General features: G+C 62.2%; 16 protein-coding genes. 8 read left to right on the top strand and 8 right to left on the bottom strand.

The annotated features are described in order from the left end of the window. Window positions 1-13 precede the first annotated feature (13 nt). The 3 genes from JQ641_RS02010 to JQ641_RS38385 form a co-directional block, all read right to left on the bottom strand. On the bottom strand, window positions 14-1,144 hold the full coding sequence (locus tag JQ641_RS02010) for a hypothetical protein (RefSeq protein ID WP_211994156.1): 1,131 nt from the start codon (window positions 1,142-1,144) through the stop codon (window positions 14-16). Window positions 1,145-1,407: 263 nt separating this feature from the next. Continuing rightward, on the bottom strand, window positions 1,408-2,976 hold the full coding sequence (locus JQ641_RS02015; protein ID WP_211994157.1) for a GMC family oxidoreductase: 1,569 nt from the start codon (window positions 2,974-2,976) through the stop codon (window positions 1,408-1,410). A 16-nt stretch (window positions 2,977-2,992) separates the two neighbouring features. Continuing rightward, window positions 2,993-3,427, bottom strand: a complete 435-nt coding sequence (locus JQ641_RS38385) for a 6-bladed beta-propeller (RefSeq protein WP_211994158.1) — start codon at window positions 3,425-3,427, stop codon at window positions 2,993-2,995. A 71-nt stretch (window positions 3,428-3,498) separates the two neighbouring features. Here JQ641_RS38385 and JQ641_RS38610 point away from each other — a divergent pair, with 71 nt between their 5' ends. Continuing rightward, window positions 3,499-3,960 carry a hypothetical protein gene (locus tag JQ641_RS38610; protein WP_211994159.1) on the top strand — a complete coding sequence of 154 codons (462 nt, stop codon included), beginning with the start codon at window positions 3,499-3,501 and terminating at the stop codon, window positions 3,958-3,960. Here the strand turns inward: JQ641_RS38610 and JQ641_RS02030 are convergent. After that, window positions 3,903-5,321 carry a M20 family metallopeptidase gene (locus tag JQ641_RS02030; RefSeq protein WP_211994160.1) on the bottom strand — a complete coding sequence of 473 codons (1,419 nt, stop codon included), beginning with the start codon at window positions 5,319-5,321 and terminating at the stop codon, window positions 3,903-3,905. The two genes, JQ641_RS38610 and JQ641_RS02030, sit on opposite strands and share 58 nt — an antisense overlap. Before the next feature lie 748 nt (window positions 5,322-6,069). Here JQ641_RS02030 and JQ641_RS02035 point away from each other — a divergent pair. Together JQ641_RS02035 and JQ641_RS02040 are read left to right on the top strand one after the other, a co-directional pair. After that, complete coding sequence (locus JQ641_RS02035) at window positions 6,070-6,666, top strand: cysteine dioxygenase family protein (RefSeq protein ID WP_211994161.1); 597 nt, start codon at window positions 6,070-6,072, stop codon at window positions 6,664-6,666. Window positions 6,667-6,770: 104 nt separating this feature from the next. Continuing rightward, entirely contained in the window at window positions 6,771-8,093 is a 1,323-nt protein-coding gene (locus tag JQ641_RS02040) for a TAXI family TRAP transporter solute-binding subunit (RefSeq protein ID WP_211994162.1), read from the top strand. 136 nt (window positions 8,094-8,229) lie between these two features. On the opposite strand, the gene JQ641_RS02045 is transcribed toward JQ641_RS02040, so the two are convergent. Then, the gene (locus tag JQ641_RS02045; RefSeq protein ID WP_211994163.1) at window positions 8,230-8,655 is read right to left on the bottom strand and encodes a YybH family protein; all 426 of its coding nucleotides are present in this window, start codon (window positions 8,653-8,655) and stop codon (window positions 8,230-8,232) included. Window positions 8,656-9,033: 378 nt separating this feature from the next. Between JQ641_RS02045 and JQ641_RS38615 the strand changes: the two genes are divergently transcribed. From JQ641_RS38615 to JQ641_RS02060, 3 genes are all read left to right on the top strand, one after another. Beyond that, a complete protein-coding gene (locus tag JQ641_RS38615) occupies window positions 9,034-9,567 on the top strand; it encodes a phasin family protein (protein WP_349628482.1) in 534 nt (177 codons plus the stop codon). Window positions 9,568-9,779: 212 nt separating this feature from the next. Continuing rightward, on the top strand, window positions 9,780-9,992 hold the full coding sequence (locus JQ641_RS02055; protein ID WP_192738344.1) for a hypothetical protein: 213 nt from the start codon (window positions 9,780-9,782) through the stop codon (window positions 9,990-9,992). Window positions 9,993-10,017: 25 nt separating this feature from the next. Then, window positions 10,018-10,224, top strand: coding sequence for a hypothetical protein (locus JQ641_RS02060; RefSeq protein WP_211994164.1), 207 nt, complete (start codon window positions 10,018-10,020; stop codon window positions 10,222-10,224). A 16-nt stretch (window positions 10,225-10,240) separates the two neighbouring features. On the opposite strand, the gene JQ641_RS02065 is transcribed toward JQ641_RS02060, so the two are convergent. Next, on the bottom strand, window positions 10,241-11,044 hold the full coding sequence (locus JQ641_RS02065; protein ID WP_211994165.1) for a Crp/Fnr family transcriptional regulator: 804 nt from the start codon (window positions 11,042-11,044) through the stop codon (window positions 10,241-10,243). 571 nt (window positions 11,045-11,615) lie between these two features. On the opposite strand from JQ641_RS02065, the gene JQ641_RS02070 reads away from it, so the two are divergent. Next, window positions 11,616-13,133: an AMP-binding protein gene (locus JQ641_RS02070; protein WP_211994166.1), complete on the top strand. Its 1,518-nt coding sequence runs from the start codon at window positions 11,616-11,618 to the stop codon at window positions 13,131-13,133. Window positions 13,134-13,152: 19 nt separating this feature from the next. On the opposite strand, the gene JQ641_RS02075 is transcribed toward JQ641_RS02070, so the two are convergent. Both JQ641_RS02075 and JQ641_RS02080 read right to left on the bottom strand, forming a co-directional pair. After that, window positions 13,153-13,542, bottom strand: coding sequence for a hypothetical protein (locus JQ641_RS02075; protein WP_211994167.1), 390 nt, complete (start codon window positions 13,540-13,542; stop codon window positions 13,153-13,155). Then, window positions 13,539-14,213 carry a hypothetical protein gene (locus JQ641_RS02080; protein ID WP_211994168.1) on the bottom strand — a complete coding sequence of 225 codons (675 nt, stop codon included), beginning with the start codon at window positions 14,211-14,213 and terminating at the stop codon, window positions 13,539-13,541. The genes JQ641_RS02075 and JQ641_RS02080 overlap by 4 nt, the downstream gene beginning before the upstream one ends. Window positions 14,214-14,444: 231 nt before the next feature. Here JQ641_RS02080 and JQ641_RS02085 point away from each other — a divergent pair, with 231 nt between their 5' ends. After that, window positions 14,445-15,530: a DUF2252 family protein gene (locus tag JQ641_RS02085; protein ID WP_211994169.1), complete on the top strand. Its 1,086-nt coding sequence runs from the start codon at window positions 14,445-14,447 to the stop codon at window positions 15,528-15,530. Window positions 15,531-15,634 lie beyond the last annotated feature (104 nt).

Below are 15,634 nucleotides of genomic sequence, written 5' to 3' on the forward strand. Positions count from 1 at the left end.
TGCGCGCTCGAATTCACAACGCTTCAAGCGCGCTGCGCGATGGTGCCATCGGCAGCCATTCCGGGATACGGCGCTTCGCGATCCAATATGGTCGCCAGAGCGATTGCCAAGCGGCGCGGTCGAGCGGCGCCGTGCCCCAGTCACGCCACCCCATGTTGACATGCGACAGGTCATGCATGTGCAGCCACTGGCGCGCCGCCCACCACAGCTCGCGCGGCACCTCTGCGTTCCCAGCGGCTTTGAGCTCGACGATATTCGGCAGCGGATCGCGATAACGCGAAGCAACGCGCAGCGTGGCAACGCGCTCCCCATCGCGCCGAACGCTCCAGAGCCGCGAGCGATTATGCGCCAGGTTGTAGCCATAGGTGTGCAGGCAATTCCGCATGGCGTCCGCTTCTTCGGCGATAGCGACGATGGTGTCCAAGGGCAGGAAATCATAACCGGCCACGCGACCAGTCCGGAGCCACATGTCGCTGATTGGCAGGCGACCGAGATTCACCTGCAATGCGATGAGCATTCGCCAGTTGTCAGCAGCCGCAAGGGCCGGACCGATGCGCATGTCCGGCGTCCACGGCTTGCCGATCAGCCCGTGCCCGTACGTTGCCGGCTGGCCGGAAAACCATGACCAGAGACTGATCAACCGCAATCGGGCCGGATTCACACGCCGCTGCTCGCGGACAAGCTCGCGCGCGATCCACACCGCCGCCGCCTCATGCGCGAGATCGGCAACATCAGCCACGACCTGCAGCCAAATCGGGGCGAGTTTGGGCGAGCGCGGAAAATGGTTTGCGATCTGCCGGCGAAACAGCTCGCCGTCAGGCAATCTCCGGATCGGACGCGTGAGCGCCTCCGGCGGCACCTTTCGCAGCCACATCGGCACATCGGCCGCCACCGCCGCCTCAGCTAGACCGACGCCATCGACGACGTGCGCGAGCGCCGGCGCGGGATCGAGCCCGGGCCGCGGGACGGCCAGCGCGAAGAGAAGCGCGGGAAAGCTCGCGGCAAGGTCCGCAATGCGCGAGTGCCGCATTGCCAGAACACGCACCTCTCCCTGGAACCGGGGATGATATCTCCGGAGCCGACGTTCAAGCAGGTCGGAGCGCGCGGCCTCCCGGCGAGGGGCCAGCAACAGATTCGAGGTCATGACAACAATTCCGCAGCGCGGACTCAGAGGTCCGCCGCCAAGATTCGATCGCGTTGAGGATTTGGATATTTCACCCGGGGTTTGAATCCCGGGACGCGCGTCAAATATCGCGTATCGAACCCGGGAAGCGCGCAGACGTAAACATGGTCGCCTCCATCGATGGCGTTGCGAAGCCGTCCCAATAGCCAGTTTTCGGCCGGTGCGCAACCCGGGAATGCATCCTGCTGGCAGTTCACCTGACGCCCGGCTTGCGTCGCTGTCCCTCACCTCTCCCCTTTCAACCTGTCCGCCATTCGCTCGGCAATCGCGACCGTCGTCAGATGCGTGTTGGCGCGCGGGACTTCGGGCATGATGGAGGCGTCGATGACGCGGAGGCCGGTGCAGCCGAGCACGCGGCATTCGGGATCAACTACCGAGCGCGGGTCGTCGGCCGCACCCATGCGGCAGGTGCCGCTGGCGTGCTGGGCGTCGCTGCACTCGGTGAACAGCCAGTCGTCCAGCTCAGTGGCGCTGAGCGCCTCGTCCATCGATCGCCCGGTGGCGCCGTATTCGACCCGGTGGGCGATGTCGGTGATGGCGGGCTGCAGGCAGATCTCGCGCAGGCGGCGCACGCCGTCGCGCATCCGAATGAGGTCGCTGCGGTCCGACAGCATGCGCTCCTCCACCGCCGGATCGATGGTCGGATCTGTCGTGGTGATGCGGACGTGGCCCTGGCTGAACGCCTGATAGACCGACACCGCGATGCGGCCGCGCGCGGTGCTGGCCGTCTGATTGACGTCGCGGGCGAGGTTGCCGGCGATCATGATCATGTCGTTCTCACCGGCGCTTGCGAGGCCGGAGCTGTAGCGCAGGCAGCAATTGGTGTGGCGGTGCATCAGCGTGTTGACCTGACCGTGCTCGCGCAGATGCAGCAGCGCATCCATGATCGGATGGTCGAGCAGGTTTTCGCCGACCGGCAGGTCGGCCAGGACAGGGATGCCCAACCCGTCCAGCAATGCCGCGGGGCCTATGCCGGAGCGCTGCAGAATCGCCGGCGAGTGAATGGCACCGGCGCAGAGGATCACCTCATGCTTCGCCGCGGGCGCATATGATTTGCCGCCGATACGCACCCGGACCGCGCGGGCGTGCAGCCGGTTGCCTTCGAATTCGATTCCTTCGACCAGCGCATCGCCGACGATCCGCAGATTCTGGCGGCCGCGCGCCGGCTCCAGATAGCCGTCATTGGTGGAGACGCGGCGCCCCGCCTCGCTGTTGATGGCGTAGGGCGAGACACCGGTGCCATCAGGGGCGTTGTGGTCGTCGCACCAACCATAGCCCAAGGCCAGCGCGGACTGGCGCAGCGCCCGGTCCACATTTCCCCAATCCGGCACCAGCGCGCGATACACCGGGATCGGGCCGCGATCGCCGTGATAGGCCGCGTCCGGAAAATTCTTGTCGGTCTCGAGCTTGCAGAACCAGGGCAGCATCGCGTCCCAGCCCCATCCCGCACAGCCGCTTCTCTCCCAGCGGTCGAGATCGTCGGGCACCGCGCGGATGGCGATCTGGCCGTTGATCGTGGAACTGCCGCCCATGGCGCGCCCGCGCCACAGCAGGCGCGGCGCCTGCCGCTCGGTTCGCCTTGCCAAGAGCTTGGGCCAGCGGAAATTGTCATCGCCGATGGCGCGCATCGGGTTCGGGATCTGGATGTGCTCCGGCGTGTCGGCAGTGCGAAGATCCTGCCCGGCCTCGAGCAGCAGCACGCGATGGGCGGGGTCCTCGCTGAGGCGCGCGGCCAGCGTGGCGCCGGCAGAGCCGCCGCCGATGATGATCGTGTCGTACTCCTGGTCAATCATGCGCTTTCACCGGCAATTATTCCCTCACATATTTCTGGATGCGCCAGTTCAGCGTATCGGCGACGAAGATCTCGTCGCGCGGGCTCACCGCGATGTAATGGGCTTCACCATACTTGCCGAGCGTTTTGCCCTGCCCGGCGCCTGATATCATCCCCACCACCGTGCCCTTGAGATCGAGCTTCATGATCTGGCCGGTGTGACCGGCCGCCAGCCAGATGTGCTGATCGTCGCCCATGAACAGCCCGCACGGCGCGCCGGGATGCTGAGACTCGCTGACGTAATTGCCGTCGGCGTCGAACACCTGGATGCGCTCGTTCTTGCGGTCGGCGATATAGAGCAGCCCTTGCGCGTCGAATACCAGGGAGTGCGGCAGATCGAATTCGCCCGGCCCCTTGCCGTTGCTGCCCCAGCTCTTGATAAAATTGCCGTCAGGACGAACTTGATCACGCACGACGTGCCCTTGCCGTGCCCCTGCAGCACATAGATGTCGCCGGTCGGACCGACCACCGCCTCGTTCGGTTCGTGGAACAGCCGCAGGTGCCCGAACGGATGCCACTCGCCGGTGTGGCCCTTGACGCCGAGCACCATTTCCAGCCGACCGGACGGATTGAACTTGTAGACCAGGTTCGCGGCAACGTCGGTTGCCCAGATGTTATCCTGCGCGTCGATCCGCAGGCCGTGCGAGCGTTCGAACATGCCCTCGCCGAACCCGCGGATGAAATGGCCGTCGGGATCGAATTCCATCAGCGGCATCAGCCCGCGATGAATGACGAAGATGTTGCCTTTGGAATTGAAGGCGACGCCCGACGTGCCGCGAAAATTCATGCCCGGCGGCAGCTTGAACGATTCGGCAACCGCGACGTAGGGAAGTGGTGGGAACTCCATTCGCGCAGCCCCGAAACGTTCGTTCGCCAGGTCAGGCCCGCTCAACCCAATGACATGTCCAGTGGTGGCGCGACATTATCCGGCAGCGGACAGACATAGGGCGTGCGGGCGGTGCGCTTCTTGAGGTCGGCTTTCGCCGCTGCGATCAGTTCCGGCTCGCCCAACGCCTGGACGCCGAGCGCGGCCATCGCCTTGGCTGCCTGCACCATGGCCTTGTGGGCATGCGGGCTCTTGCCCTGGGCGACGATCTGCCAAGTGTGAAACGGCGTTCCGATGGCGACCGTGGGAGCGTGGACCTGAACGGTCGGGACCACCCAGCTGACATCGCCGACATCGGTCGAACCGATCTGCGGATTGCGCTTGGCATCCAGCGGCACGATGAAATCAGCCAGCGGCCGGTCGGTCGGATCCATGCCGATCGAATGATAGACGGAGGCGATGTCCTTGTCGGTCAGGGTTGCGCGGATTTTTGTGGCGAACTCCTTGTCCGCCTCGTCGAAATGCGGGGGGCCGAGGTCCGTCATGATGCGGTGCAGGGTTTGCTCGAGCGGGGTGTTGTCCAGAACATTGGAGACGGCGGAAATGATCCGCATCTCCACGCTTGTTTCGGTCATCAGCGCGGCGCCTTGCGCAATCTTGTGAACGCGCCCCACCAGCGCGTTCATCCCAGGCAGATCGCGATCGCGGATCGAATAGCGCACGCGGGCGTGGGCCTGCACCACGTTGGGGGCGATGCCGCCGGTGTCGAGCAGCGCATAGTGCACGCGAGCTTCGCTCGGCATGTGCTCGCGCATGTAGTTGACGCCGACATTCATCAGCTCCACCGCATCGAGCGCGCTGCGGCCGAGATGCGGCGAGACCGCGGCATGCGAGGCCCGGCCGGTGAAGATGAAATCCGCACGCGTGTTGGCCAGCGACGGCGTCACCGCGACTTCCCAGAAACTGTTGGGGTGCCAGGTGATGGCGATGTCGGCATCATCGAAGGCGCCCGAGCGCACCATGAAGGTTTTCGCCGCACCACCTTCCTCGGCGGGGCAGCCGTAATAGCGCACACGGCCCGGAATCTTGCTCGCGGCAAGCCAATCCTTCACGGCGGTGGCGGCGAGCAGTGCCGCCGAACCCAGCAAATTGTGGCCGCAGCCATGGCCATGGCCGCCGGCCTCGATGGGGCGGTGTTCCGCGACGCCCGCCTCCTGGCTGAGACCGGGCAGCGCATCATACTCGCCAAGAAAGGCGATGACGGGACCGCCCTCGCCCCATTCGCCCATCAGGGCGGTGGGAATATCGGCGACATTTTCGGTGATGCGGAAACCCTGATGGCGCAGTTCGGCCAGATGTTCGGCGGCTGAGCGCGCCTCGGTGTAGCAGACCTCGGGCATCGCCCAGACCCTGTCGGCCAGATCGATGAAGCGCGGCTTGATGACGTCAATGCCCCGCCAGATGTCGCTGCGATTGTCCATGCTAGGGTCCCCGATCGTTGTTTGGATGAAATCGTATCAGCTTCGTCAGGCCCGGCCTAGCGCCGGGCGGGTGACCTGCCATGCGGCCGACGCGATGAATATGCGCCTGCGATCTCGCGGCGCGATGCGCCCGAGTCTTGCTGGAAGCTCCTTGCCCTCGAAATGAGAGGGCGCAGGGAAGACCGGGTGCGCGCTGCACCCGCGGTCCCGTGTGCGGTTTGCACTAAGTAGGCTGCACACGAGCATACAGGGCAGCGGAGAACACCCGGCCTTCCCTGCGCAATGGCTTTACGGCTTATGCCGTGATCTCCCCGGAGACGAGTTCTTGGTTGACTCCGTCACCACCGGTTCAGCTTGCGCTTCTCCGACAGCTTGACGCCTGCAACGGGCGCCAGGACCACACGGTTTTGCCGTACGCTAAATACACGCCGTCGTCAGACGTGAACCAGCGTCCACCGCAACCCGCCCAACGTCCGTGACGACGGCCGACGCCCTTCTGAGTAGGACGGGATGGCTCACATATAAGCTGATTTGTCGTTCCGGAAAACAGAAATATTTTTTATTTTGGGGCTTGACACGATTTCTGAAAACCGGAACTGATTTGCCCGTCGGGCAACACGGAGGTATCCCACACAGGGCGTCGCGCGACGATGCCGGCTTTTGGACCCGGTGCGGACATTGAGTTTCGCAGCGAACGTCGTAGACTTCATCCGGATTGCAACGCCTTGAAACCCTGGAGGTAGATGCAATGACCCTCGACCAGTATGTGTGCGACCTGCGGGAGATTACTGCTCGGCATTCTGACCCGGTGGAAATCACGGACCTCGTCGTACCGCTCGCCAGGAAATTTGCACAATCGCCGGAACTACTCCGCCCCGAATACCGTGAATGCGATGCCGAGCAGGGCTTCGGCGTTCACATGCTCCATGAAGAGCCCAATCACGATCTGGCCGTTTTCCTGGTATCGTGGCTGCCTGACCGCGGCACCACTCCGCACAACCATAAAACCTGGGCCGTGGTGGTCGGTATCGAAGGCCAGGAACAGGAAGTCAACTACGACCGGCGCGATGACGGTGGTAAGCCCGGCTATGCCGACCTGAAGCGCAGCGGTGAACAGGTGATGACCGCTGGTGACATTGCCTGTTGTTATCCCGAACACATACATAGCGTCCGGAACGTTGGAAAAGACATTTCGATATCGCTGCACACTTACGGCCGGCACATCAACTACACTGGACGCTCCGAGTTTGATGTAGAGCGTAAACTTGAGAAGCCCTACGTGGTCAGGGTCGCCGACGACGCGCACGCGCGGGCGCAGATCCTGACCAAACGAAGAATAAGTTAGAGTTCCGCTTCCGGCACTTTCGGACCTGGATTGCCGAGCCATAACCGAGCGGTAATGGGCCTGGTCAGCGACGTCTATCGGCCGATGCGTCTGGAGTGACGGACATGATGTCGATAAAATTGCCGCTCTGGCTTCGCTTTTTCCTGCTTATCGGCGTCGCCGTCTTTGCGGCAGGCGCAGGTCTCCTTGCCTATCGGTACTACACTCGCCCGGTAACGCTGACCGTGGCGGTTGGCTCGATCGACGGCGAGGCTGCCAAGGCAATGTCAGCCATCGCAAGCGAGTTCGTTTCAACGAACGCGCCGGTCCGGCTCAAGGTCATCGACAGCGGCACAGCGCTTGAGGCTGCCGCCGCTTTCTCCGCGACCAAGGTCGATCTCGCTGTGGTTCGCGGCGATGTCGGCGACTTGTCGCAGGCGCAAGCCGTCGTCGTCGTCAGCCATATGGTCGTACTGATCATCGCGCCACCGGGATCGTCCATCGACAGCATTGGCAGCCTGAAGGGCCGCACGGTCGGCGTGGTCGGCGGAGCAGTGAACGCCAAAATTGTCGATGCGTTGACCAAGGAATATAACCTGGCAAGTGCAAAAGTTGCGTTCAAGAACCTTGCTTTGACGGATGTCCGGCAGGCCATTCAGTCAAAGCAGGTCAGCGCCCTGCTCGTCACGACCCCGCTCGCCGAAAAATACCTCTCGCTCGTTCGCGGATTTTTTCAGCTCGATCATAAAAAGGTTCCGGTACTGATCCCCATCGAGTCCGCGGCGGTAATAGCAGAGACCGAACGTGCCTTTGAAAGCTTCGACGTCCCGAAGGGCACGCTGCGGGGATCGCCGCCGGTCCCGGAAGACGACCTGACGACCTTGAGGACCTCACTATACCTGGTTGCGCAGAAGAAGCTCGGCACCGATCTGGTAACCAGCCTCACGCAGGCGATCATGAGCGCGCGCAGGACTCTTCTGCGCGAGCAGCCGATTTTCGCTCAGATCACCGCGCCGAGCACCGACCAGGATGCCTACCTTCCGCTGCACCCTGGAGCGGCGGCCGTCTATAACAGCACGACGCAGAGCTTCATGGATGAATACGGCAACTGGATCTATTTGACGCCGATGATACTGGGTGGCGTTGCCACCATGCTTGCGGCGGCGTGGAAATTCCTGCGCATCGGCAACCGCGCAACCGAGGGCCCGCTCGATTCTCTCTATGCCTTGGCGCGTCGGATTCGGAAAGTCGATACAGAGGACGAGCTTTCGGATATCGAAGAGGAAATCGACGGCATTCTAAGGGCGGAGCGCGCCAAATCCGCTGATGGAGACGAGAGCGCGGTGGATGATGCCACATTGAACGTGGCAGCCCACCGGCTGGAGAACTTGATTCACGACCGACGCGCATTGATTGCGAAAAGACCCGCAGTTGCCCCCGCGGCCTAAGCGACTCACGGCATGGGAGATCAAGTGATTTGCAACGTCGGTGAGTTGCCCTTCGCTCCCGTCTTGCGCGCGTATCGGCTTTGCATGCCGATACGCACGCAAGCAGCGAGTTCACCGGGCAACGCAAAGAGAAGGCCTACTTGCCGTCGTTCCAGATATCGGTCGTCATCTTCCAGTCATTTCCGACCTTTTCCCAAACCACAACATACTTCCCGCTCACTTCCTGTGGCGTCGGGCCCTTGGTCTTCAGGCTGAAATTCCCGATCTCGCGTGCCGCAGAGGGGCCGAGCGGCTTGACGTCAAGGACGGTGAGTTTCGGATCGCCTACTTGTTCGGCCATGCTTTTCCACATTGCCTCGATCGCCGCTCGGCCCTGCACCATCGCAGCACCGGGCGGAAGTGCGATGGCATCAGCGGTGTAGAATGACGCCATCGCGGCGAAATCCGCCTTGTTGAAGAATTCGATCCATTTGGCGTTTGTCGCCTCGATCTCGGCCTTCTGTGCCGACGCTGGTCCGATCAACGCCAGCACGAATGCAATCACCAGTGCCATCCTGCTCATGATCAGCTCCATCTTTTGAATGAAGTTCCCCGGTCGGTTCGCGCATCTCGGTCTCCGTTCCGATACTGCGTGCATGCCGATCGGCACATGCAATTTTACCGCACGGGCATGTTCCTGAGACTCGCCCTATCGGGTTACCCTTGGTCGGCGCGGCCGCCCAAGACAGCGGCGGAAACGAACGAAAGCCCACGCCTCGCAGTGTCCAATTAATTCACAACATCATCCCCGTTAACCATACCTATATACGATGGTGTGAATTGACATCGTCGAAAAAATTTTAGTCGAGAGTCGCAAATCGAACCGACCGCCACGTTTTCGCAGGGCACTGTGGTGCGGGGCTGGATTGAAGCTCATCAAAAAACAGATCGAACACGGAGCGTGAGCTCTCGTGACGCAAGCGAGCGTCTCGGGAAAGGGCTTTCGCTTGAGAAAGGTAATGCCGCAGTGAGTGAAAGCGAAACGAAAGTCGCAGCGAACGGAACGAGTGTATTCGGGATGCCGCTGTTGGAACTCCCGAAGATCGCGTTGCCTGGCGTGAGCTTCGAGTTGGCCGAGCAGGGTTTTGCCCGCGCGCGGGAAGGTTGCGAGAAGATGAAGGTCGCGTCAGAGGCGATGACGGAAGCGCTGCGCGAGAGTTATTCGAGCAATGCCAGAAGCACGACAGACTACGGGCTCAAGGTGCTCGAAATCTCAAACGCCAACGCCGTCTCCGCGATCGATTTCTTCGTCAATCTGCTGGGCAGCAAATCAGTTTCGGATGTCTTTACCCTGTCCGCGTCCCAAGCGCGCAAGACCTTCGACGCCGCATCCGGCCAGAACAAGGAATTGCTGGCCCTTGCCCAGAAGCTTGCGACGGAAACGGGTGAGCCGATCAGAGATCACTTCGCCAAGATTCTGCACAAAGCCAGCTAGAAAAGCGGCACCCAATTCACAAAGAGGATTCGTTCAAGGAGGGATCCGGCCGGTTGGATTAAGCCCTGCAACGAGCATGCCCACCCCATGCTCGATCAGACAAATGCACAGGTGCGCTATGCCCCCCAGTCACCGCACCGACAAGAGGCGCAAATCCAACCGGCCGGTGCTTTGCTGCAAAGACAGCAAGTACCATTTCAAGGGAGGGACACATGGGTATGGTTATGGTGAAATGTCCGCAAAGCGGACGCGCGATCCCCACCGGCATCAAGATCGATCGCGAGAGCTTTGGACGTAGCGCGGTGTTCTTCTCGCGCACTCATTGCCCGATATGCAGCACCTATCACGACTGGTTCGCGCGGGAAGCTTGGGTCCACGAGCCGAGCATCCGGACGCGGCGTCTCGGCGCGGGCTCCAGCGCCTGACCGTCGCGGCGCAATGGGGGACACCATGGCGCGCATGGAAATCTCAACTGAAACATCGACCTGGCTGCTGCAGGCCAGGGACTTTCTTGAAGAAGCACGACGGCTGAAGCCGGGCCCCGCGCGCAACGAGCTGCGCCAGACGGCAAAGGTGCTGCACGAGCTTGCCAAGCTCGAGGCAAAGAAACGACACAACGGGAAGAAACGACGCAACGGCCAGTCGCAGCGCGGCTAGGTCCGCGGTCGCGCGCTCACACGACATCGCCCGATTCAGTTTCCGGGATGCGCGCGCCAACGGGCGCAGCCGCCGCGCGTGATCGGGCCGTGTTCGACGAAAAGATCTCCTCGACTTCGAGACGCATGGTGCCGTGGCATTCGCACGATGCCGCCGCGAGCCGCGATCGGTCGATCTCGATCCGGCCTCGTTGATCGGACCTGATCGCTCCGGCAGCGCGCAGTTTGCCCATCAGGAGGGTCACCGTCGTTCGTCGCACACCAAGGATCTGCGACAACGCCTGTTGGGTGAGCGGGAGAACGTCGTGGTCGATGCGGTCGCGAAACTGCAGCAGCCAGCGGGCCATGCGGGCTTCGACCGGGTGCAGCGCATTGCAGGCCGAGCCGAGTTGGAACTGTACCAGCATCGCCCTGACGTGATTCTGGACCAGGTGCCGGATCGCCGGACTGCGATTGAAGGCGGCGTGAAAGCGCGACGCAGGAATCCGCGAGGCGATGCCCGCCGCACGAACGACCGCGGTAACGGCCGAAGGTGACGGCCCGAGCACTGAAAGAATGCCGATTGCCCCCTCGCGCCCGACCGCGGCGGTGGCGACCGTCTGCCCGTCCGCCATGTCGATCATCAGCGAGATGGCGCCGCTATGAGGGAAAAGGACATGCTCGATCGGATCACCCGCTCGCGAAATGACCGCGTCCGGATCGAGTGCGACCGTCTCCAGCACGGGCCCCAGCAGATCGAGGTCCGACGGCGGCAGCGCGGCAAGAAGGCGGTTACCGGTTCCGCCCAGAGGTTTCACTGAAGCGAGCCCGCGATCAGACATTCGCGGCCTTCTTCATTTGGAGCGTCTTCATTTGGAGTGTCGCAAAACGGCGATCTTGCTCCGAGATCAACCCCACCCTGGTACGCCTTTACTCTCGACAACAAATTTTCCCCCAATACAAAACTCCTAACCATCGGCCGCGATGTGGATTTCTCCTCGCAGCATCGCAAAGAGTTAGATGCAAATGCGACGGACGCAACAACAAAATGCGCATGCATAGCTCCGTAGTAATGCGGAACGCGTGGTTCCAATTCCGGCACACGGCACACGATGGAAGCGGACGCGACCTATCGGTGCGCGGGCCCATTATGATATCGGCAGGTAGCATTTTTGAGACGTGACGGTGGACCCCGACAATATCCGTGAACGGAAATCGTCGGCGGTCAGGCGCTTAAGCCGCGCGATGAGGTGAACGCTCGCGATCGGAGGTTGCTATTGTCTGTGGCAATATGGACGCCGCGGCCGTCTTGAGTGACAATGTCTGCTGTTGGCGAAGTGCCAGCGGTGGCCACATGCCGCCTGATACGAAACACAAGAGCGGCATCAAGACGCCCCGCAATGGAAACTCCCCATGCTGATCCCCCTTGCCGACGTGCCGCGCTGGTATGCCGGGCGCAAACCGAAAGACACGATCGCGATCAGCCATGGCGCTGAGACGCTGACCTGGGAGCAGCTGGAGCGCAATGCCAACGCCCGTGCCCGCGCCTTTGCGGCCAAGGGCGTCAAGCCGGGCGATTTCGTCGCCATCGGCCTGCCCAACAGCAACGCGTTTTTCGAGACCACGTTTGCGGTGTGGAAATGCGGCGCGACGCCGACCTCGCTGACCTGGCGGTTGCCGCGCGGCGAGGCGGCTGCGGTGCTGGGGATTCTCAAGCCTTCGCTTGTCGTCGGTGGCCAGCCGGACTGGAATGCGCCCAACGCGCTACCGATTGATTTCAGGCCGGACGGGTTTTCCGGAGATCCGATCGACAACCCGGTGGCGCGCTACTGGAAGGCGATGACCTCTGGCGGCTCGACCGGCCGGCCGAAGGTGATCCTCGACCACCGGCCCGCCGTGATCGATACCGCGGGCCCCGCCGCGCTCGGCATGCCGCTCGGCGCTTCGCTGCTCAACCCCGGGCCGCTCTACCACAACGCGCCCTTCATTGTTTCGCACACCGCGCTGTTCCATGGCGGGCGCGTCACCGGCCTCGTCAAGTTCGACGCCGAGGAATGCCTGCGCCTGATCGAAGCGAGCCGGGTGCAGTGGGTCAATTTCGTGCCGACCATGATGCACCGGATCTGGGCGCTGCCGGACGGGGTGCGGAGCCGCTACGATCTGTCGAGCCTGCAAATCGTGTTTCACATGGCCGCGCCAATGCCGCCATGGCTGAAGGAAAAATGGATCGAATGGCTCGGGCCCGAGCGCATCTATGAGCTCTATGGCGGCACCGAAGCACAGGGCGCCTGCATCATTTCGGGCGTCGAATGGCTCGAACACAGGGGATCGGTCGGCAAGATCGCCGAGACCTCCCGCCTGCGCATCATCGGCGAGGACGGCAACGAGGTCCCGACCGGCGAGACCGGTGAAATCTATTTCCTGCCCAATGACGGCGCCGGCAGCTCCTATCATTACCTCGGCGCCGAACCAAAACGCCGCGCCGACGGCTGGGAATCGCTCGGCGACATCGGAAGGCTGGACGCCGACGGCTATCTGTATCTCGGCGACCGGCTCGCCGACATGATCCTGCGCGGCGGCGCCAACATCTACCCGGCCGAAATCGAGGCTGCGGTATCCGCGCATCCGCAAGTTCGCTCCTGCGTCGCGGTCGGCCTGCCTGACGCCGAGTTCGGCCAGCGCGTGCACGCAATCCTGGAACTTGGGCCCGACGCCGACGCGCAATCGGTCGCCGACGGCATGGGCGATTTTCTCTCCGACCTGCTCAGCCGCTACAAGCACCCGGAAAGTTTTGAAGTGGTCGACGTCGGCCTGCGCGATGATTCCGGCAAGGTCCGCCGCACCCTGCTGCGCGACGAGCGCGCCGCCTGGCTGAAGGAGAACCGCGCGTTCCGGATATTGCCGGCGCGGGCGCGGGCCAAGGCGGAGTGAGAAAAAGGGCCGGGATAAACTACATTCTTGGCCTCGACAGCGCGTCCTTGCTTACAAACAGCAGGCGCCGACGAAAGGCCGTCGGACTCTCTGCAAGCAGCACCCCCTTGAGAGACTGCAAACCGCCCGCGAAGAAAGGTTCACGAAGCCCGTTACCATGGGTCTCGCTCCACTCCGGTATCGGCAGCCCGTAAACGCGCGCAAGATGCTCGGCGACTGCCGCCACGTAGGCGTCGTGCACGGCGTCAATGGAAGCCGGCCGCTCTTCGATCGCTCGCTGGCGTGACTCCACGTTCGTATAAAACGAATCGAGAAACTCCCGAAGCGACGGGTCGAACTTCTGTTCGCCGGCCTGGACCCGACGGACCACCTCGCCCAACGATCCTGGTTTTCTGCGGAACAGATTCATGGCGGGCTCGACGAGCCAGTGGGGTGACCATCGCCTCGGTCAATGTCCAGGTTTGAAAAAATTTCTTCAAGTCCCAACCGTGTTTTGGGTTGGAGCATGTTTTGCGGGTAGAATTTTTCGACCAAGGTCAGGGCATCCTCGCTTTTCTTGATACCTATTGCCCGAGCGAGAAGCTTGATGTCATCGATGTCCGAGTTCGTTTCAATGCCTCCGACTCGCATCGCCCGGCATTTCATCGCAAACAGGTATTCCGGTTTCGCCGTATATACACGCAGACCTGGCTGGTCCTCCGTCGGATAGGTCTTAAACAAGGCCTTCACATCGGGCTCAGCGTCTCTGCCGCTGAGCCATCCCTTCACGCCGTCGTTCAACCAGTTTTTGTCCCACCCGAACTCCTCGGCCATCTCCGCCGCGAGCCTTTTGATGAAGTCTTTGTTTCCCTCGAATACCGCATCGACGTCGCCGGTGTTGATCTGTCTGTTCAAGGTGAGCAGGAGAGCCGATCCGCCATATATCGCGATCTCGACGGTGCGACCGGCCGCAAATGCTCTCTGGCCAAGTTCGGCAAGGGCATGCTCCAGAGTTGACCGATCGAAATTCTTATCGCCGCTCATGGTTCGTTCTTCCGCAACCAGTAAACGATACGCTTTTAGCACGAAAGCTGCCAGCAAACCGCTTCGTCGTTACGATCCGGGAGGGCTCCCGGGCCGGCTCAGGACATCCGTTTGTTCCGGAGCGATCATGTCGTCCAGCGCGCGGGCCAAAACGGATTGAAGGCAACCGGCCAGGGCTCCCAAAAGCCAACCCTCTCTTTCAGCGATATTTAAACACGATACATCCTGAGGTAGGATACTCTGGCCGGTACGCCGACTCCGATCGGCCGCCTCGCATTGGAACATGACATGTCTTTCCGCAGGGATAACAGGGCCTACGAGGCCTGGCTCGCCACGCAGTGCGACGTCGTCAAAAAGGATATCGCCTACAAGCACAAACGGATGAAGAAGACCCCCTTCATCTTTCTGCGGGCGACCTATTTCCGCTGGGCCAGAAAAATCGGCGACTGGTGTCCGGAGCTGATGGATGCGCCGCAGTTGCTTTCGGTCGGCGATCTGCATCTGGAGAATTTCGGGACCTGGCGCGATGCGGACGGCCGCCTGGTCTGGGGCATCAACGATTTCGACGAAGCCGCTGTCATGCCCTACGTGCTCGATCTGGTCCGGCTCGCGGCCAGCATCCAGCTTGCGCCGAATCCGGCGGTCGATCCCAGGCATGCCGCCAGCGCCCTGCTCCGGGGCTATCGTGACGGCCTTAAAGAGCCACGGCCGGCGCTGCTGTTCGAAGACCAAAGCTGGTTGCGGCCCTATGCCGAACCTGAGGAAGACAGGCTGAAGGAGTTCTGGAAGGAAGTTGCCGACTACCCGGATTACAAGCCGCCGCCCGCGATCGCCAAAGCGCTGATCGAAAGCCTGCCTGACGGCGTGGACAAAAAGCGCATCCGATTATGTCGCCTGCTCTACAAGGGTGGCGGCAGCCTGGGGCGGCCGCGCTACGTCGCGGTCGGCGCCTGGCGCGGCGGGCAGGTATTGCGCGAGGCAAAGGCGCTGGTGCCCTCGGCGTGGACATATGCCAACGGCCAAACATCCGGCAAGAAATCTGGCAAGAAATCCAGCAAGTCGAATTTCCTGGCGCTGGCGAACAGCCGCTATCGCGCGCCGGATCCGTTTCTCGACGTGCGCCATCAATTCATCTTTCGGCGCATCGCCGCCGATTCCCGCAAGATCGAGCTGGGTGATGCCGCCGGCAGGAAATTGCACCTCAAGCTGCTGGAGGCGATGGGACTGGAAGTGGCGTCGGTCCACGCGGCCGGCGCGGTGCCGGTCGAGGCGCTGCAGGCTGACCTTGCGAAACGCCCGCGCGGCTGGCTGAACGCCGCCGCGGCGGTTGCGGCCGACAAAGTCAAGCGCGATTATCGGGAATGGCGGAGCTGACGCGCCTTCCATCGGTGTACGGATCGCAAGCCGCGTTCGATCCGCGATCTCGATCCGCGGCCGTTTCGCTGATATAATCCGGCAAAGGCTGCCGCTGACAGGAC

The sequence above is a fragment of the Bradyrhizobium sp. JYMT SZCCT0180 genome (assembly GCF_018130165.1).
Lineage (GTDB): Bacteria > Pseudomonadota > Alphaproteobacteria > Rhizobiales > Xanthobacteraceae > Bradyrhizobium.